Consider the following 19,837-nt stretch of genomic DNA (forward strand, 5'->3'; position numbering starts at 1 on the left):
ATGCATAAGCCTGCATGAATTGAACTTCAAATTTACACAAAAACGGAGAGGACAGAAGAAAGCTGAAGAAGTGAAACTAAAAGCTTTCTGAAAGAAAGCTACTTCGGAAGCATAAGCTCGCCTTTATCACCGGATTTTCCCTTTTGGAAAAGGGATCGAAAAAAATCTGGGGATAACAGTGATCGGAAGCTTGTTCTGTCATCGGAGTGGTCAGTGTAAGTACAATATTGTTCAAATCATACAGGTTAGCAATAGGCGGGGAGGAGAGAGCGAATGCAACAGCAGCATGTCCCGGTGCCTGTTGGACCGAACAGGGAAAGACAGCACCGGATGACAGCGGTCATATGTTCCATCATACTGCAAGGTCTTGGACAGCTGTACAATCGACAATGGATTAAGGGAATTTGTCTACTGTTACTGGAGGGAGCAGGGCTTGCGTACCTGCTTCCTCGCCTGTCACAGGCCGTATGGGGCATATGGACACTGGGGGAGAATACACAGCGTTTTGTCAAAGTGAATGGGTCCACCGTACTTCAAAGGGGAGACCATTCCATCTTTTTGCTGCTTGATGGCATTATTGTACTGCTGGTGTTTTTTGTGTTTATTCTGATCTATATCCTGAATATCCGGGATGCGTACGTCACGGGACTCGCCAGGGAAGAAGGCAAGCAAACCCTGGGCGCAGCGGCATCGCTTCGGAACATGATGGACAAAAACTTTCCGTATCTGTTCCTGTCCATCCCGGCACTGGGCATACTTTTCTTCACCGTTATGCCCATCCTGTTTACGATCACGATTGCATTTACCAACTATTCGGCTCCGGATCATATTCCGCCAGCCAAACTCGTGGATTGGGTGGGCTTCAAGACGTTCAGTGATCTGATCCAGTTGAAATCCTGGAGCCAGACATTCTACGGTGTACTAACCTGGACGGTCATCTGGGCCATTCTGGCGACAGTCACCACCTATTTTGGCGGCGTACTTGTAGCACTGTTGATTGAACAGCGGGGCATACGCTTCAAAAAGCTGTGGCGGACGATCTTTATTCTGCCGTATGCTATCCCGCAGATTATCTCCTTGCTGCTCATGCGTAATCTGTTCAATGGTCAGTTTGGTCCGATCAATACGTACATGAGAGCATTCGGGCTGGAGGGATTACCCTGGCTGACAGATCCGTTCTGGGCTAAGGTCACCGTCATTGTTGTCAACATGTGGATCGGTATTCCGGTCAGTATGGTGCTGATTCTGGGTGTATTGACAGCCATCCCTCGTGACCTCTATGAGGCTGCCGAAGTGGATGGAGCATCTGCGTTTCAGAAATTCCGGATCATTACGATGCCGTTCATTCTTTTTGCCACAACTCCGGTACTCATCATGCAGTTCGCCGGAAACTTCAACAACTTCAATGTCATCTTCCTGCTGACCAATGGAAATCCGCTACGGGGAGACTACCAATACGCAGGGGCCACGGACCTGCTGGTGACCTGGCTCTACAAGCTCACGCTCGACAATAACAAGTTCAACATGGCTTCAGCGGTAGGCATTATCATTTTCCTCATTATTGCTTCATTCTCCATCTGGAACTTCCGCCGCTCCAAATCATTCAAGGAGGAGGACATGATTCAATGAAGACACGTAATAATCCACTGCGCCTGGCTCTGAGTTATGTGCTGTTGCTGATCATCGCCGTTGTCTCCATCTACCCGGTACTCTGGATCTTTCTCTCTTCCTTGAGACCCGGCGCGGCATTGTTCAGTGAACGGTTGTGGCCCGAAGCATTTACGCTGACCCATTACGGTGAGCTGTTTAATAACCCGTCCTTTATGTACGGCAGATGGTATATGAATACGCTGAAAATTGCCTTTTTCACGATGATCTTCTCCACATTGATGGTGACACTTGGGATGTATGCACTGTCCCGCTTCCGGTTCCGTGGACGTAAAACCATTCTCTCCACCATGCTGATCCTTGGCATGTTCCCAAGCTTTATGAGCATGATTGCGATCTATATCATTTTGCTGCAAATTAAATTGCTCGACACCCACGCTGCGCTCATCCTGGTCTATTCTTCAGGGGCGGTACTGGGCGGATTTATCGTCAAAGGTTTCTTTGACACCATCCCGCGCAGTCTGGACGAAGCGGCGCGCATGGATGGTGCGAGTCACCTGCGGGTATTCACCAGCATCATCCTGCCCTTATCCAAGCCGATGCTGACTTATGTGGCACTAACCAGTTTTACTGGTGCGTGGATGGACTTTATCTTCGCCCGGCTGGTGCTGCGGACGAAGGAGAACTGGACGCTTGCAGTAGGCATGTGGGATCTGGTCAACCGGTATCAGGACAGTAACTTTACGATGTTCGCTGCGGGTGCAGTTCTGATCGCCATTCCAATTACTCTGCTGTTCGTTTTCCTACAGCGATTCCTTGTTCAAGGGCTGACGGCAGGAGCTTCGAAAGGGTAATACCGTGCCATAACAGCATAGTCAGCCGTGATACCTGCGGCACGCCAACCAGGCACTTCCGTGATGTCATGTCTTTGTCGACTGGCACTGCTGCGGAGGTGCCTGATTCTGTATGGGCTCGAATCATGATTAGGGAGGAACGTGATATATGGGCATGGACCCGTCCAGTGAGCCCGAGATTATGGGATACCAAGATGGACAAGCTGCATTGCAAAATACCAAAGCTCCGCGAACACTTTGGCGTAATGTTACCTTTCGAAGGATTTTGTACGGCTACGGGATCTCGGTCTTTGGAGATTGCTTCAATGGGATTGCGATCAGTCTGTGGGTGTTACAGACCACGGGGAGTGCGAAGAGCATGGCAGCCGTACAGATCTGCAATATGGCCGTCAGCTTTTTGTTTGGATCGGTGGCGGGTACGGTTGCAGACCGATTGGATCGCAGGAAGCTAATGCTGGCCTCGGATGTATTTCGGGGCCTAATGGCGGTACTGATTGCGGTTAGCTTATTCGGTTGGCATGCGCCGTTCCCGGTGGTACTCTTATTACTCTCGCTCTCCATGTTTTCAAGTCTGTTTCAGGCACCTGCATTCCACGCCTCTGTAGCAAGTATGGTTGGCAGAGAGCATATTCAACAAGCGACCGGAACCATTCATATGGTGGATAACCTTGCCCGAATCAGCGGACTAGCGGCGGCGGGAGTGGCTGTTGCTGCTTTTGGCGGATTCGTTGCCATATTAATTACAGGGGCAACCTTCCTGTTGTCCGCAGTCTGTGTGCTGATGGCGGGCCGATTTCCAGAGGTACAGCGATCCGATAGTCAGCAGACCACGTTTGCTCAGGAGTGGCGCAGTTCGTTTGGCTACATCTATCGAAATCCTTTGATCCGATCCATTGTATTGCTCAATCCGGTGCTGATTTTATTTTTCATGTCAGCCATGATGCTGGTTCAAGTGATGGCGGTCAAGGTATGGGAGGCGAATCCGGTACAGTTTGGATTAATTGAGACCTGTATTCCACTCGGATATATGATTGGCTCTGCGCTGCTAATTGCTTCGGGGAAACGATTGAAGCGAAGAGGGAGATGGGTATTTATCGGTCTGATTGTATTGGGGCCGATATATATATTTTTGGCGAATGTATCCTCACCGATCATGGCATTGCCTTTAATCGTAGGCGGAGGTGCGATGTTCGCCTGCTGTACGATGCTCACCCAGATTATGCTGAGGACAGCCGTTCCAGACGAGCTGCAAGGAAGGGTCTATGGTGTCGTTGGAACAATCACCAGTACAGCGCCCATTCTGGGATTGACGGTTGTCTCCGTATTGGCAGATCAATGGGGGGCAGCTTCTGTGCTGCAAGGCGTGGGCATACTGCTGCTGGCTACAGGTATTCTGGCAGCCACAACATTGAAGTCGATTCGAACCTATCAATGACATTCTCTGATACATCAAAATGATCTGAATTGAAACCACATGTACTCACTCAACAGAGAGATGATAGAAGCAATCGAAGCGACCTGGCTAGGTAAAAGCAAAACCCGGAGCATACGCAGCGTTAGCGTAACTCCGGGTTAGTTTGTAGACTGTTTATCTTATTGCCAGTTTACATTGACTGTCGCTGTACCACTGGTTGGTGTGGTGAACGTGTGGTTGGAACCACCTTCCCACGTAATGGTTGCACCATTTTTCTTGAAGAATTTGAACTCCAGTTGTTTTCCAGCGGGCACGCTCACATCATAGTACCAAGTTGGGTAGGCGTGGATAACTTGATTGAAAGCAGGGCCAATAGCTGTTGTACCCGTACTCCAGTTGCCCAGTTCTGCCACGTTACCTGTTAGATAGATGTTCTGACCCAGTGTGGTGGACGCATTGTTGATAACGAAACGTACAGTGACCTGATCACCCGTAAGGATGGTAAAGTTGTTATACGCATTGCTGTTAACGCCGTTCGCAGCTACTTTCACAGCATAATTGCCTGCGACAACAGCTGGAATGGTAACTTTGATCTGCGTATCTTCCCAGGATGTGATCGCAGCACCGGTAACGGCTGTTGTACCGAAGTATACGGTGCCTTTGGTGGAACCAAATCCGCGTCCGCTAATCGTAACGACATTCCCCGGTTTGCCCATGACAGGACCTACATGTCCGATTGTTGGTGTAGTTTCGCTCGTTGTATACTGCCAGACCGCGGTTGCTCCGGCTGCCAGGGTGAATGAAGAGACGGTACCATTGGTAGAAGTGATGTTATTACCGTTCAGTGCGCCGCCCAGTACGTCGGTGTAGTTTCCTGTTGGCAGTGAAGTGCTTAGATTCGCAATGCTCGCTGGTGTGGAGAGATTACGGTTCACCGCAACAACGGCTACACTTTTGCCAAATTTGCGTTCATAGATATACACATCATTATTGATCCAGCGCTGCTGCGTGGAGCCATAGGCAATTGCCGGATTGGATTTGCGCAGAGGGGCCAGCTTACTGATCACGTTAAAAGCAGTCGTTGTTTTGGAGAAAGAAGGCATTTTGGCCCGATTATCAGGGTCTCCGTTTCCAGTCAGATATTGCTCGGTACCATAATAGATGGCAGGTACGCCGCGTGAAGTCAGCGTGAAGGCAAGCGCCTGTTCCAGACGACGATTGTTCACGGCACTTGTTTTGAACCGATCCATATCATGATTGTCGATGAATGTAACTTGATCATTCACCTGATTGTAATCTGCTGCTGTACCTGTGATCATCGAATCGAGGGCATACATGTTGGATGTGTTATCCCGGAAGACGTTACGTACGGCAGAGTTAAAGCGGAAATCAAGCAGGCTCATCCCGGATTCATTGGCAAATTCCGTGTTATCCGCATCGGAAGCAGCAGATCCTAAGAACCATTCACCGAAGGTGAATACAGGTTTATGTGCATAGATGGAGGACATCCAACTCTTTTGCCAGCCGAGAGGCATATGTTTCACCGCATCAACGCGAATGCCATCCACGCCCATGTCGAGCCATAGCTTGATCGCGTCTTTGAAATATTGATCAATGGTGCTGTTATTGTGGTTCAGGTCAGCCAGGTCATAGAGGTTTTTGTAGATACCATTCTCCAGGGAGGAAAAATCGGAGCCGCCGTTGTGATGGAAATATCCATTTGTATCATTTGTGTATCCGCCAACAAGATTACCATTATCGTATAACTTGCCATTCTCAGCAAAGGAGGTATCGGTCTCCATGGCAGGAGACGTGTGGTTCGGTGCAAAGTCAATGACGATCTTGATGCCTTTGGCATGAGCGGTTGTAATCAGATTTTGAAAGTCAGCCATCGTTCCGAAATACGGATTGGTCTTCTTAAAATCACGTGCCCAGTAACCATGATAAGCTGTGTTGATCACGCCGCCGTAATTGATGGTGGCAAAGATATTTTCTACAGGCTGGGAGATCCAAAGTGCCGTAACGCCGAGATCGCTAAAATAGTTATCGTTGATTTTGTTGATCAAACCCTGCCAGTCGCCGCCACAATACAGCTTCAGGTTGCTACAAGTGGCATCGTAGGCAGCGCCGGTGGGATTGTTGGAAGGATTGCCGTCCAGGAAGCGGTCCGTAAAGATCTGATAGATGACGTCTGTACTAAAGTTCTGCTTGTTGGTAACTGCGGTATCCGCATCGGCATAGATCGCGGAAGCAGGCAGATAGGGAAGTGCGCCCCCTGCAAGTAAACTGAGTGTCAGTGTTGTGCTGAGGAGTACGCGTTTGGCCATTTGAAACATAGTAATCCACCCTTCTCGTGAATGTAGTAGTTTAAGATAAACAACCAACCTGGCTCTTGAATAATAGCGCTTTCAATACAGCGGAGTGTTACGCAGTGGATTGAAGACTTCCCTCCTTTTGACACGCCAACAACCCCGGCATCTCCTTCGGGAGTTACCGGGGTTGTCCTAAACCGCTCTGGTTTAAAAGCATGGCCCTCGAGTTATGATCACAACGTTATCGTAAGAAATATTGGATCTTATGTCAATAACTTTTTTGGGAGCATTTATTTTCTATTTTTATGTTTACAAAAGCACGTCCGGGGATTTAAACTATTCGCAGATTCACAATATAAGGGCTATGTATCCCGGGACACTTACGCGTGTTCTGGGACAACCCCGTCTCTTCTGAGGCGGGGTTATTTGTTTGTATTATGCAGTCGAATCGGGAGAAGAAAGGCGGTTGATGATCAGTTGAGTAGCCATTCTGTTATCGAATGTTTGGAAGGTGTTCATGCGTCGCGGCTCGGCAATATCCGCAATATCCATGTGTATCTTCCACCCGGTTACCATGAGCAAGCAGATCGGCATTATCCTGTGCTGTACGTTCATGCAGGACAACGGGCTTTTGGTCCATCTGGGCCAGGCAATGAAACATGGCATATGGATCAGGCTGCGGACGGACTAATTGCCTCCGGGCAGATCGAATCCCTGATTATTGTCGGTATTGCACATGTCCGTCCAGTAACGCACAACGAATTCTACCACTTCATTGCTCCGAAGAGAGAGGCCGTGAGTGTGGGGTGCTCAGGCATCGACTATGAGCATTTCATCATTCATGAACTCAAGCCGCTCATTGATCATCGTTACCGTACACTGCCGGACAAGTCGAATACCGGGTTGTTGGGTTCATCTGCCGCGGCACTTTGTACATTGCACATGGGGATGAGAAATCCGGATGTTTTCGGAAAACTGATCATGATGTCGCCATTCTATGTGGATGTGCAGCTGGACGACACATCGGAAAGTGGACTGTTGGAAGAAAACATGTATCGCTTGCCAGAAGAGGTACCCGACGTTCGAATGTGGATGGATATTGGAGATACGGAAGGTCTGTTTCTGCCTTCCCAGGTCAGAAGGGTAGCTCATCAATTACTTGAACGCGGAGTAGGATCGGGTGAGGAATTGGCATTTCTGGAACAGCCGGGTACCTGTCATCAGGAAGGTGACTGGGGAGCACGCGTGCACCTCCCGTTACTGTACATGTTCGGCCACGTGGGTAAGCCCTCCTCGCTCGAACTGCTTGGAAGGGATGTCATCGGACTACAGGGGGGGATGACCGTGTTCATCAATGCAAGAGTGCACTACGAGAGCGGATTGGTTCAGAGTCTGCTGCATGGGAATTATACTTCGAGTGACCCGAATGTACTTCAGGTTCATGCGAGTGGAGAGTTGGTGCCTGTCGGTATTGGAAGTGCATCGATCACGCTGACGATGGGGGAACTGTCTACTACACGCATCTATACGGTTGTTCCTGAATTGTCCACTCATGTGGAGGTCTGCATTCATGCAGAGGTAACCTCAGAGGAAGAGACGGAGGAAACGATATATGGTGGGATGGGCATGAAGCTTGTCCGTTCCGGTAAAGGTCGATATGAAGGTTGTTACCGAGTCCCGCGTGATAGTGGGTTCTCCTTCCGATTTACTCGCGGTTTCCGTCGTTTCGAGACCGATGTGGATGGCAAACCTATTGCCAATCGGGTATTTCGAGCGACAGATGATATGTCTGTGCATTACCTAATCCAATCCTGGGGTAGTACGTCAGCCAAAACGGGAACAGGAGGCCTAAAATGATCATTCCTTCATTTGCTCCAGTGTTGGACATTCCCTATTATTATCCCTGCAATTTCCCTCTGATCCATGAAGTGCTCCATCGACAAGGATCTATCACAAGTCTTGCACTGCTGGCGGCAAGTCGGTTGTATAGCCTTCCTTCGTGCGGGGATAACGGACTGGTGAAGCCTTATTTTCACAAACTAGATTATATAGAGCCGATCTGGGAGATGTATGGTCAGCGGCAGCTGGACAGCTTCGAGGAAGGCAAGGCGGAGATCAGGCAGCATATCGGCGAAGGTGGGCTTTTTCTGGCTACAGGAACCAGTTATCATCTGCCTTACTGTGAGGATTATCAGAATCCTGAGTACATCCGCAAACACGTGAAACAAGGCTCCCGACTGCATCTGGTAGACCATTGGATTGCCGTGTATGGTTTGGAAGAGGAGCATGTTCACGTCTATGATCCCGTGCCCTCCAAGTATAAGGGGAAGGTTGCCCAAAGAGCCTTTCATGATTTCTGGAAAGGGAACCAAAGCATACCCGAGCTTGCTCAGGCGAAGCGCAAAGAAGAACTCCGAACGTTTGGCACCATGGACATCCGGGCGACTGTGAAGCTTGACTCTGCGGGTTATCGAGATATGTTGACCCAGGCGTTAACAACGCAAATTGATGAGTTTCTAACAGGCCGGACGATTATACAAGGAGAGCGGAATTATTATTTTGGACATGCGGTGTCTTTGCAACTCCTAGATGCGTTGCATGCGGCGAATGAAGGTGATCAGGCCAATGAAATGTTAATATCCGGTCTGCTGTTTGATATGCGATGGAGCCGGTATTTTCTTCGAGATCTTCTTCAGGAGTCTGCGTTATGGCTGGGTTCTCCACTTGATCAATATGCAAGAGAATTCAGTAATATCATTGCACGGTGGGAGAAGGCATACAATATGCTGCAGGTCAGCCGGATGAAGCACCGTGAGCAGTGGAAAGTACAGCTAACAGGTGTCATTAAGATGTTGGTCACGGATGAATGGCAATGGTATGAGTCACTTCGACAGTCCATACCTCAGGCAGATTGCTTTCAACGTCAGACCATGCCGATGATTGGAGAAGAACACAGGGAGGCCTTGCTCCGTATCGTATTGGATAGTTGCCGAGAGCTAAACGCTTACCACAATACATCGATTCCACTTGGTGAGGGTGGTAACGCTCCACTGTACGGACGAAGTGGCCAACTGGATTCGCTGGAACTGGTGTCATTGCTTGCAGTGGTAGAGCAGGGAATCGAAGATCGATGGGGAACAGGAATGAGCGCCGCTCTGGCGGAGATGGCTGCTGCTTCTTTGCCGGAAAGTCCTTATCAGACTGTAGGTTCACTTGTTGATTATCTCGCACAGCAATGGGCGCCTGCCCGTGAGGAGGATGCACAGTGGTAATCCAATTCTTGCTTGAACGATTCGCGGAACAGGGACAGCAACCTGCACTGATCTGGAAGGATCAGGAGTACAGCTATCGGTGGCTGCTGGAACAGGTTGGCATCATGGGTGAGTGGATTACAGCAGAAGGGCTGACGGGGCAACTTGTAACGCTGGAGGAAGACTACTCCCCCTATGCCGCGGCAGCATTGGTTGCTTTGCTCGGACAAGGGTGCATCGTGCTTCCCATGGATAGGTACCTGGTTGAAGCCAAACGAGAGGAATATATCCAACTGGCACAGGTGAAATGGCGTTTGGGCATTGAAGAAGGCAAGTTGTGTATTCGGCATACGTGTGAATCCTCTGGAGAGGTTCCCGTGTTGTTATCCTCGCTGGCACAGGAGGGCGTAGGGGGCCTGGTCCTCTTTTCATCCGGATCAACCGGAGTCAGTAAAGCGACTGTGCATCGTGCAGATCGGCTGTTACATCGTTTTCGGCGGCAGGTTCGGCCCTTGCGAACGATTCCATTCATGATGTTCGATCATATCGGCGGTGTAAATACGATGCTGCAATCCCTGTCCAGTGGGGGTTGTCTATGTATCATTGCAGATCGATCTCCTGAAGAAGTGTGCCGGACGATTGAGAAATTCCATGTTCAGGCCCTGCCAGCCTCACCGACGTTCATGAATCTGTTGATGTTGGGCAGAAATGATGAGGGATATGATCTATCCAGTCTCGAAGTGGTGTCGTATGGATCGGAAGTGATGCCTGAATCCGTACTGGCAGCCTGGAACCGGAGATTTCCACAGATCAGGACGATACAAGCCTATGGCATGTCTGAACTTGGTATTCTGCCAACCCGCTCCAAAGAGCCAGGTTCTCTGCTGTTCTCCATTCAAGATGAAGAGGTCAAGTATCGGGTGGTGGAAGGAGAATTGCAGATTTATACGGAAACCGCGATGATCGGATATCTGAATGCCCCATCCCCCTTTACAGAGGATGGATGGCTTCGTACAGGGGATGAAGCTGTGCTGGAGCAGGGGTACATTCGTATTCTGGGACGTCGTTCCGAGATCATTAACGTAGGGGGACGGAAAGTATATCCTGCCGAAGTTGAGGGTGTTTTGGAGCAGATGGAATGTATTGAAGCGGCCGTAGTTTCGGGAGACCAGAGCGGCATCACCGGTCAGAGGGTGAAGGTGACGGTACGACTGGCTACAGAATGTACTCTTACAGATCTGAGACGATCCATCTGGGAATATTGTCGGGACAAGCTGCCTTCATACAAAATTCCGCAGAAAATCGTGATTACGCAAGAGCTGCTCGTAAGTTCGAGAATGAAGAAAATACGAAAACCGATGACTTCGTTGCCGTTGGCCTCGGTTGGGGAAGAGGTCGCGGCAACCAATGAATATCAGGCGGGCATTAGAGAACGTTAACCTATCTGGAAACGTGAACGGAACAGAAAAGGAGCTACCTCAAATAGCTTCACCTCGCTCGAATCGCTATCGCTAACGAACCTCAAACGTCGTATTAAGGGATAATCAAGAAAAGTAAAACCTAACGAATCTCAGTAACGTTATTGCATCAAAATACGGCTTCTGCTTGCGAAAATCGACTTATTGGACGAAATAAGGTTTCTCTGATTCGTTAGGCATTTAGCCCACGTATAATGAAGCAAATAACGTGTGCTGGGTTCGTTAGGATATGACGTATAAGATTCATAAGATGTATCAGACATATAAGATACAGAAGAGGCTGTTCCCCGGGCGTATGACCTGGAGGACAGCCTCTTTGAAGTTATTTTACCTTGTTAGCTGTATTCATCTCAGGCCTCAGCTGGTTGTTTCACCTCAAGTTGCATCAGGGAGAATCCGTATGCTTCCAGATTGAGGGTCAGTTTATTTTGCCGAGCTTCCACGGTGTTTGCTGTGAATAGATTTCGCCAGACGTTACGATCTGCCAAGGGGAGTTCCAGTGTACACGGCTCATCACCCGCATTCAGCACAAGAAGCATACGTTCACCTGAATTCGAATCCAATCGTTCGATGGCAAGACAAGGGTCTCCGGCTTTTGCATATACAATCTTCAGTTCCGTGCTGCGAAGGGCAGGGTGCTCTTTGCGAAGGGCAATCGTACGGGTGAAGAATTCCAGAAGTTCACGGTTCTGTTTGGTCTCATCCCACTCCATACACTTGCGGCAACCCGGATCATATCCCCCATCAAGACCCACTTCGTCTCCATAATAGATACAGGGTACACCTGGATACGTAAGCAGCAACGTAACGGCAAGCTTCATCTTGCGTTCATCTCCATCACACAAGGACAGCAGTCTGGGCGTATCATGGCTTCCGAGCAGATTGAAAGCTGCTTCCGTTACAGGCTGTGAATAGGCTGCGAGCAGTTTGCCGATCTCATTCGCGAAGCCAAGTCCATCCAGCTTTCCGTGCACCGTGTAGTCCAATACCGAATTGGTAAATGGATAATTCATCACGGCATCGAACTGGTCTCCCTGAAGCCACATGAGCGAATCATGCCAGATCTCACCGAGCAGATAGGCGTCAGGCTTGATGGCCTTTACCGTCTGCCGGAATTCGCGCCAGAACTGATGATCCACCTCATTCGCCACATCTAGTCTCCAGCCGTCAATATCCATCTCCTCAATCCAGAAACGTCCTACCTCCAGCAGGTATGCCTTCACTTCAGGGTGTTCCGTATTCAGCTTCGGCATGAGCGGCTCAAAGGCAAAGGTGTCATAAGTCGGTATACCATCCTCCACACGCGGCGGCCAATCCTTAATATAGAACCAATCTGCGTAGGAGGAGGCAGCTCCATTCTTCATCACATCCACAAAAGGAGGAAACTCTCTCCCGGAATGATTAAATACCGCATCCAGAACAACGCGTATACCTCGCTGATGACAGGCGTCCACAAAGGCTTTGAACTGTTCATTGGTTCCAAAGTGAGGATCAACTTTCATGTAATCGCCTGTATTGTATTTGTGATTCGTCGTGGCCTCGAACAGCGGACAGAAGTAGATGGCATTGATACCGAGCTGGCTGATATGATCCAGATGATCAAGCACACCTTGCAGATCTCCACCAAAGAAGTTCACCGGTGTAGGTTCTCCTCCCCAGGGTTCCGCATTTTTGGGACTGATGAAGGGATCACCATTGGCATAACGTTCAGGGAAAATCTGATAAAACACAGCGTCCTTAACCCAGGCAGGCGGTTCAAATATGTCGACTGGGTTCATAAATGGAAAATCAAAGAATTCAAGTGGATGATCAGGCAACGCCTGCTCGAATCCACGCTCTGTCATCCAGACCGATTCCTCTCCCTGAATCAATTGGAACCCATACCGTAATCTGCGATAGGGAGGTGAAGTCTCGGCTTCCCAATAATCGAACATTTCATCTCGGGCAAAGATGTGCATGGGGATGTGCGTGATCGTCCGATCCCAGGCATATTTGTCCCCGGTAATCGCAATCACCGCATCCAGATCCCCGCGTTTGGACCGAAGTCGCAGGTGCATGGTCGAGCGATCATAAGCATAGGACCAATTGAGTTTGGGGCGATGGTAAATGGCTTCAAGAATCATGTGAATCACTCCTCGTCAGATGATGAAATTCATATCAATGCGGCCATATAAACGCAAAAAAGGCACAACCTCAATTGTTCACGAGGTTGTACCTTTCGGCAGCATAGCCTTTTGATTATAGTGCTATTATACGAACTAACGTAGCAAAAGAAAACACTTTTTTTCCTTAAATTTCAAAATTATTTTATTCGAAATGTAGGACGCATATCTACAATTACTGTTTTTATAAATCAAATCCAAGTTTATTGGCATATGCAGAGAATTCTTTGTGAAACTTCTCGATATTTTTCTTGCCGGAATCAATTTTGGCATTGGCCTGTTTCAGGACAGCGCTGTTTACCGTTGTTTTGGAGACCGCTTTTTTAGCGAGTTGGAATCCTTCCAGCTGTGCATAGCTACCTTTGATCAGGTTGGCATGGATTTTTTGCAATTCCGCATCTTGCGGTTTAATCAGCTTCAGCTTGGATACATATTTGGTGTAGTTAGGAATCGCTGTGTTATTCAGTTTCAGGAAAACGGACTTGCGATTAGACGATGTAATGTAGAATCCACCTCCCAAAGCATTGAAGGCTTTCTCCTCATATACCGATGCCTTATCCAACTGATCAAGGTAGCTCAGGAAATCTTCTTCTTCAACTGTAGGAATCGGTTCTTGTTCTGACGTGTCAACTTCTTCATAGTATTCGTCTTCCGAATATGTAGTAGTTGAGTCATCCGCAGCAGCGGCATAGGACCCTGCAGGTGCGAATACCCCACCAAGCAAAACAAAGCTCATAATAATGGATAGAACCCAAGATTTTTTCACGTAACAATTTCCCCTATCTATAGATGTGATATTATTCCATTGGATAATCTAACATAGTACGACAAGAAATTACAGGTATCATTTTACAGTAATATGGATTTTCATATCGTTTCATGCTGTTGCATATTGGTGCAGCGTCGTATAGAGCTGTAGTGGAAGCGGTTATTGTAACTAGGTACAAAGAGATATGGCTATGTTTAAACGTGTACATTTGTTCGGGTATTTGAATGAAGTTGGTTCTTTCAGAATGTTTTCAGAAAGGATATATATGCAAAAGTATGCTGTACTTTGGGTTTATTAATTAATACTTTAAACCTATTTCCGTTTGTAGCGGTATGCCCGATAAATAGCATTGGAGTTGATTCATACATATTGGAGGAATAGTTCATGAGTAGAAACAAACGTTTTACCAAAATGATGGTCCTGGCGCTAAGCATAAGTCTTGTGCTCTCATTTGGGCTGATTCATCCCGCTCAGGCGAGTGAATGGTCCCAGGATACTTTTGAGAATGGGGATACGCAGTGGACGTCTACCGGTGGTAGTTGGTCTGTCGTTCAAGATCAGGGGAACGCAGTGTATTACCAATCGGGCAAGAGCGAGGGCAGAAGTTCGGCAGGGGACGTGGAATGGAGTGATTACGCCGTGGCAGCGGATGTGAAAGTCGTTGATTTTAATGGATCGACTCGAACTTACGTAGCGGGCAGATATACGGATGCGAACAACTACTATGCAGCTTCATTGTATAACAGTGGTGGCGGAAAACTTGAAATTCGCAAAAAAGTCAATGGATCAACCACAACACTTGCCACGAAATTGGATTATAAGCTGGCAGTGGATACATGGTATAACGTCAAACTTGAAATGAGCGGCCCATCCATTAACATGTACGTGAATGGTGTGTTGGAGCTGTCTGCTACAGATACCGATATGACCAAAGGAAGTGCAGGGCTGGTAACGTTGAAGTCCATTGTCATGTACGATAATGTAACCATTTCGAATATCGGAGATCCGGTAACAGAAACGCCAACCGATCCAACGCCGGAGACTCCACCAACGGATCCTTCAACTGAAGTACCACCGACTGATCCGTCCACAGAAACACCACCTACCGATTCTACACCAGAGCCAGAAGTTCCGGATCAGACACCGGAAATGGCTGCATACAATGTGACTGGATTTGCCGCAGCAAATACGACCGGTGGAGGTATCATCGAGGATACCGATTCACGTTATATGCGGGTATATAACGCCAGTGATCTGGCTGTAGCATTGAAGAAAGGTTCCAAAATCAAAGTGGTTGAGATCATGAATGATCTGGACTTGGGTTGGAATGAAATTCCCGCTTCAGCCAAGACGGCTCCTTTTAGCGCCCATAATAACGCCCTGACACATCCTGTACTGATGAAGACGGGTGTCAGCAGAGTGAGCATTGATAACTTTGATGGTCTGACGATTTTTTCGGCTACCGGAGCAACGATCAAACATGCCGCGTTTACATTCAAGCGGAGCAACAATATCATTATTCGTAACCTGGCATTTGATGAACTATGGGAGTGGGACGAAGCTACCAAGGGCAATTATGACAAGAACGATTGGGATTACATTACCGTAGAGAATAGCAGCAACGTCTGGATTGACCATGCAACTTTCCACAAAGCCTATGATGGCCTTGTTGATGTGAAAAAAGGTAGCCGTGGCGTGACGATTTCATGGTCTTCTTTTGTAGGAGATGATCAAGGTCCGAACAGCTGGGTGACCCAGCAGGTGAATGCCCTCGAAGCGAATATGTCAGCTCATCCAATGTATGCTTACCTGAGAAGCAGTGCGGTTGGTATGAGTAAGGAACAGATTATTGCCATCGCATCCAGTCAGAAGAAAGGACATCTGATTGGGGCGACAGAGTTCGCCAGTGATAATGCTGACCTGGAAGTGACCCTGCATCACAATTATTATAAAGATATTCAGGATCGCATGCCGCGTGTACGTGGAGGTAATGTACATGTGTACAATATTGTTATGGATAATGCCGATACTTGGGAGATCAAAAAGAAGATTACATCGAGTATGTCCAAAGCGATCTCAGCTAAAGGATATCATTTTGGAATCACCAGTAATGGAGCAATCTCTACAGAGGATGGCGCTGTATTGTTGGAGAAATCCGTCATTATTGGCGTACAGGACCCGCTGAGAAACAATCAGGTGAGTGCGTCCAAGAGTAATTACACGGGAAAAATCAAGGCAATCGATACGATATACGTATGGAATGGAGCAAGTTATCGAGGGGGAAGTGAGGATGCCAAAAGCCCACTGGCACCAGGCCCGGCAGCTGAGAAATCATTCGCTTGGAACGGATTTGCATCCTTGCCATATAATTACGAAGTAGTTGACCCGACTGACTTGCAGACGAAACTAAATGCTAGCGGTGGTGCCGGTGCGGGGCAGCTTGTATGGACACCCGTTCAGTGGCTGACAACCAGCTATAATTAAACGGATTGTTAGTTTTTTTATGAGTGATTATGATTGAATATGCAAAATTGAAAACGCCTTGCCGTAGAGGAATTTACGGTGAGGCGTTTTTCTGTAGTCGAAAGAGAGTAACAAAAAAATTACATATATGTATTTACGTAATGAGGATTATATTGACTTATATTATATGTATGAAGTCGAAATTACCTTGTTTAAAGCTGTTTATGGGCCTGACAAAGTTCGACATGACGTGAGAACTTTTTCCAAATAAAATGCTTGTATAATGGATTCATCTCCATTACAATACAATTGATAATGAGATTCAATATCATTTACAGAGAAAAGGGGAGTCGGGTTACATGTTCCAAGTAAAGAAAAAGTTATATATTTATGCAGCACTTATTCTGATGATTTCACTGCTTGCTGGTTGTGCTTCAGGTGGAAGTGCTGAGACAACGAATACATCCAGCTCGGCGGCAAGTAGTAATGAGAGTACTAATGAAAGCGGTACATCAGGTAGTGCAACAGATGATCAAGCAAGAGTGGTCAAACATGCTATGGGTGAAACCACAATTAATGGAACCCCGCAAAAAATCGTGACCCTGTTCCAGGGTGCCAATGATGTTGTTGTAGCGCTCGGAGTGAAGCCGACAGGTGTTGTCGAATCCTGGGTTCAGCAGCCAGTCTACGAATATCTGAGAGCAGATCTGGACGGAGTAACACAAGTGGGTCAGGAATCCCAGCCCAATCTGGAAGAGATCAACAAGTTGAAACCGGACTTGATCATTGCTACCAAGATCAGACATGAAGAGATCTATGAGCAATTGTCCCAGATCGCACCAACGGTAGTGACGGAAACGTTGTTTGACTGGAAAGAAACCGTGAAGACGACTGGTGAAGCGATGAATATGGTTGAGCAATCAGACAAGCTATTGTCCGATTGGGATGCTCGTGTAGCTGATTTCAAGGCGAAAATGGGTGACCGTCTGCCGATTGAAGCAACCATTACGAACTTTAGAGCCGATCAGGTTCGTATTTTCTACATGGGATACGCAGGTAAAATTCTGAATGAACTTGGGTTCACCAGACCTGCTGGACATGATGCAGACACATGGGGTGTTGAATTGACTTCCAAAGAGAACATTCCGGATATGAATGCGGACATGATCTTTAACTTTAATTCAGGCACCGAAACCGATGCGATTCAGAAAAATTATGATGATTGGACCAGCAGTCCTCTTTGGAAAAATCTTGATGCAGTCAAGAACAACCAACTGATTCAGGTCGATGAAGTGGCCTGGAACATGGCAGGTGGATACACATCGGCCAACATGATGCTGGACGATCTATATAAGCAGTTCAACCTGAACTAATTAACAGGAGCAGGACCTGCCATGCACCAGGACATTCGTTAACGAAGTGTATGGGCAGGCAGGTCTTTTGTCATTTTACAGATGAAAGAGTGAGAATATGTTTCCCCTTTTTACGAAGGCAAGTGCCAAAGTCTGTGGACTGGCTGGTTTATTCATATTGCTTCTACTTGCTTGCCTAGCCAGCATGATTCTGGGACGCACGCATATCACGTTTCAGATGGCATGGGATGCGCTGCAATTCTATGACGAGAGCTCGGTGGAACATGTGGTGCTCTTGACGGAGCGGCTGCCACGTACCATTATTGCCGCTGTCGTTGGTGCAAGTTTGGCCGTGGCGGGTGGACTAATGCAGGCATTAACACGTAATCCGCTTGCATCACCGAGTGTGTTCGGGATCAACGCAGGTGCGATCTTTTTTATTGTCATTGCCATCGTTGTATTGTCCGTATCCTCTCTCACCACCATGATGTGGTTTGGCTTTGCGGGAGCTGCGGTTGCCGCGGCGATTGTATATGCGCTGGGTTCCCTCGGTCGTGATGGCCTGACACCGATCAAAATAGTACTGGCTGGGACGGCAATCTCAGCATTGTTTGCCTCGTTCACACAGGCTATACTGGTGCTGGATGGAACCGGATTGCAGGATGTATTGTTCTGGCTTGCCGGTTCAGTAAGTGGTCGAACGTTGGATATGTTATATCCTGTGTTGCCGTACATGACAGGTGCAGCTATTGTCTCTCTGTTCATGGGCAGAGCCATCAATCTGCTGCTGACGGGTGACGATATCGCCAAAGGCATGGGACAGAATGTACTTCTGGTCAAGGTGCTCATGGGTATTGTTACCGTATTGCTCGCGGGTGGTTCCGTTGCCGTAGCTGGTTCGATCGGTCTCGTAGGTCTGATTGTCCCGCATATCATGCGTGCACTGGTAGGCAACGATTACCGCTGGCTTGTTCCCTACTCTATTGTAGGGGGAGCGATTCTGCTGCTGTCTGCGGATGTGGTTGCAAGACTGGTAATCATGCCGCAGGAAGTTCCACTTGGTGTCATGACTGCACTCATTGGCGGACCTTTCTTCGTGTACATTGCCCGTAAGGGGGTGACGAAGATATGAGGAAGATGTTGACTTTCCGCAACAAAAAAGACACCATCTCGGTGCAATTGGAACGAAAATCACTGACTGTTATCGGCATATGTATCCTCTTGTTCCTAGTGGCAGGGGTTGTCGGGACCAGTGTGGGCAGTGACTTTATATCTCCGCTGGATGTGCTCAGAACGATATTCGGTGTGAATGCAGGCGAGCATGATTTCGTCGTGCTGACCTTGAGACTGCCACGAGTATTACTATCTTTGCTCGTAGGTGCAGCTCTCGGGATGTCAGGTGCGCTCCTGCAAGGCATTATCCGTAACCCTCTGGCCTCACCGGATGTCATTGGTATCACTGGCGGAGCAGCTGTTGCGGCTGTAGGTTTTGTTACATTGCTGGGCGGAGCGGTAAGTATCAAGCTGTTACCACTGTTCGCCATCGTTGGTGCGCTTGTGACGACATTGATCATCTACATACTTGCTTGGAAAAAAGGAGTCAGTCCGATCCGCCTGGTGCTGATCGGGATCGGAGTATCGGCCATTACCGGAGCCGGAACAACCTTTATGCTAATCCTGAGTCCGTTCTACACGGCAGGTCAAGCCTATATCTGGCTGACAGGAAGTATATACGGAGCATCGTGGACCGATGTCCGAACCATTCTCCCGGTTATCATTATTGTTGTTCCTTTGGCGATCTGGTTCGCCCGCAGTCTGAATGCACAGGAGTTCGGAGATGATCTGGCTACAGGGCTGGGGGTGACTGTTCAATGGCATCGTTCAGCGTTATTGTTATGCAGTGTACTACTGGCGGGAATCGCCGTAGCAGTTGCCGGAACCATTGGTTTTGTAGGCCTGATCGCTCCACATATTGCCCGAAAACTGGTTGGACGGATGTTCGGTAGTATGCTAATTGTGTCCGGACTGGTCGGGGCTTTGCTTGTATTCGTCGCAGATTTGATTGCTCGCACAGCCTTTCTACCGCTTGATGTTCCCGCAGGGGTATTCACAGCAGGCGTAGGCGCACCATTTTTCCTGTATCTGTTGTTCAAAAATCGAAATCAGTTTTGAGG

The 19,837-nt window shown here is 48.1% G+C and carries 13 protein-coding genes; 10 read left to right on the forward strand and 3 right to left on the reverse strand.

Annotation, left to right across the window (positions count from 1 at the left end):
• Positions 1-273: 273 nt before the first annotated feature.
• The 3 genes from MKX75_RS04675 (at position 274) to MKX75_RS04685 (ending at position 3,897) form a co-directional block, all read left to right on the forward strand.
• On the forward strand, positions 274-1,629 hold the full coding sequence (locus MKX75_RS04675; protein WP_062837475.1) for a sugar ABC transporter permease: 1,356 nt from the start codon (positions 274-276) through the stop codon (positions 1,627-1,629).
• Complete coding sequence (locus MKX75_RS04680; protein WP_017690474.1) at positions 1,626-2,462, forward strand: sugar ABC transporter permease; 837 nt, start codon at positions 1,626-1,628, stop codon at positions 2,460-2,462. The genes MKX75_RS04675 and MKX75_RS04680 overlap by 4 nt, the downstream gene beginning before the upstream one ends.
• A 148-nt stretch (positions 2,463-2,610) precedes the next feature.
• Positions 2,611-3,897: an MFS transporter gene (locus MKX75_RS04685; protein WP_339168608.1), complete on the forward strand. Its 1,287-nt coding sequence runs from the start codon at positions 2,611-2,613 to the stop codon at positions 3,895-3,897.
• Between the two features lie 158 nt (positions 3,898-4,055).
• Here MKX75_RS04685 and MKX75_RS04690 read toward each other — a convergent pair whose 3' ends face one another.
• Positions 4,056-6,212 (reverse strand): alpha-amylase family glycosyl hydrolase, encoded by a 2,157-nt coding sequence (locus tag MKX75_RS04690; protein ID WP_339168609.1) that lies wholly within the window; start codon positions 6,210-6,212, stop codon positions 4,056-4,058.
• A 453-nt stretch (positions 6,213-6,665) separates the two neighbouring features.
• On the opposite strand from MKX75_RS04690, the gene MKX75_RS04695 reads away from it, so the two are divergent.
• Genes MKX75_RS04695 through MKX75_RS04705 form a run of 3 tightly spaced genes read left to right on the forward strand, consistent with a single transcriptional unit; the run spans position 6,666 to position 10,878 of the window.
• A complete protein-coding gene (locus MKX75_RS04695; RefSeq protein WP_339168611.1) occupies positions 6,666-8,045 on the forward strand; it encodes an alpha/beta hydrolase-fold protein in 1,380 nt (459 codons plus the stop codon).
• Positions 8,042-9,460: a hypothetical protein gene (locus MKX75_RS04700; protein ID WP_076333026.1), complete on the forward strand. Its 1,419-nt coding sequence runs from the start codon at positions 8,042-8,044 to the stop codon at positions 9,458-9,460. Before MKX75_RS04695 ends, MKX75_RS04700 begins: the two co-directional genes overlap by 4 nt.
• Positions 9,454-10,878, forward strand: a complete 1,425-nt coding sequence (locus MKX75_RS04705; RefSeq protein WP_339168613.1) for a fatty acid--CoA ligase family protein — start codon at positions 9,454-9,456, stop codon at positions 10,876-10,878. The genes MKX75_RS04700 and MKX75_RS04705 overlap by 7 nt, the downstream gene beginning before the upstream one ends.
• A gap of 389 nt (positions 10,879-11,267) precedes the next feature.
• Here MKX75_RS04705 and MKX75_RS04710 read toward each other — a convergent pair whose 3' ends face one another.
• Both MKX75_RS04710 and MKX75_RS04715 read right to left on the reverse strand, forming a co-directional pair.
• Positions 11,268-13,040 (reverse strand): alpha-glycosidase, encoded by a 1,773-nt coding sequence (locus MKX75_RS04710; protein ID WP_339168614.1) that lies wholly within the window; start codon positions 13,038-13,040, stop codon positions 11,268-11,270.
• A 223-nt stretch (positions 13,041-13,263) separates the two neighbouring features.
• Positions 13,264-13,845, reverse strand: a complete 582-nt coding sequence (locus MKX75_RS04715) for a hypothetical protein (protein WP_339168616.1) — start codon at positions 13,843-13,845, stop codon at positions 13,264-13,266.
• Between the two features lie 387 nt (positions 13,846-14,232).
• Between MKX75_RS04715 and MKX75_RS04720 the strand changes: the two genes are divergently transcribed.
• The 4 genes from MKX75_RS04720 (at position 14,233) to MKX75_RS04735 (ending at position 19,835) form a co-directional block, all read left to right on the forward strand.
• Positions 14,233-16,332 (forward strand): family 16 glycoside hydrolase, encoded by a 2,100-nt coding sequence (locus MKX75_RS04720; protein WP_339168618.1) that lies wholly within the window; start codon positions 14,233-14,235, stop codon positions 16,330-16,332.
• Positions 16,333-16,670: 338 nt separating this feature from the next.
• A complete protein-coding gene (locus MKX75_RS04725) occupies positions 16,671-17,684 on the forward strand; it encodes an iron-siderophore ABC transporter substrate-binding protein (protein WP_339168620.1) in 1,014 nt (337 codons plus the stop codon).
• 97 nt (positions 17,685-17,781) lie between these two features.
• Complete coding sequence (locus MKX75_RS04730; protein WP_339168622.1) at positions 17,782-18,795, forward strand: iron ABC transporter permease; 1,014 nt, start codon at positions 17,782-17,784, stop codon at positions 18,793-18,795.
• On the forward strand, positions 18,792-19,835 hold the full coding sequence (locus MKX75_RS04735) for an iron ABC transporter permease (protein ID WP_339168623.1): 1,044 nt from the start codon (positions 18,792-18,794) through the stop codon (positions 19,833-19,835). The genes MKX75_RS04730 and MKX75_RS04735 overlap by 4 nt, the downstream gene beginning before the upstream one ends.
• The last annotated feature ends 2 nt before the right edge of the window (positions 19,836-19,837 follow it).

This window comes from Paenibacillus sp. FSL R5-0341 (assembly GCF_037975235.1).
Classification (GTDB): Bacteria; Bacillota; Bacilli; order Paenibacillales; family Paenibacillaceae; genus Paenibacillus; species Paenibacillus amylolyticus_A.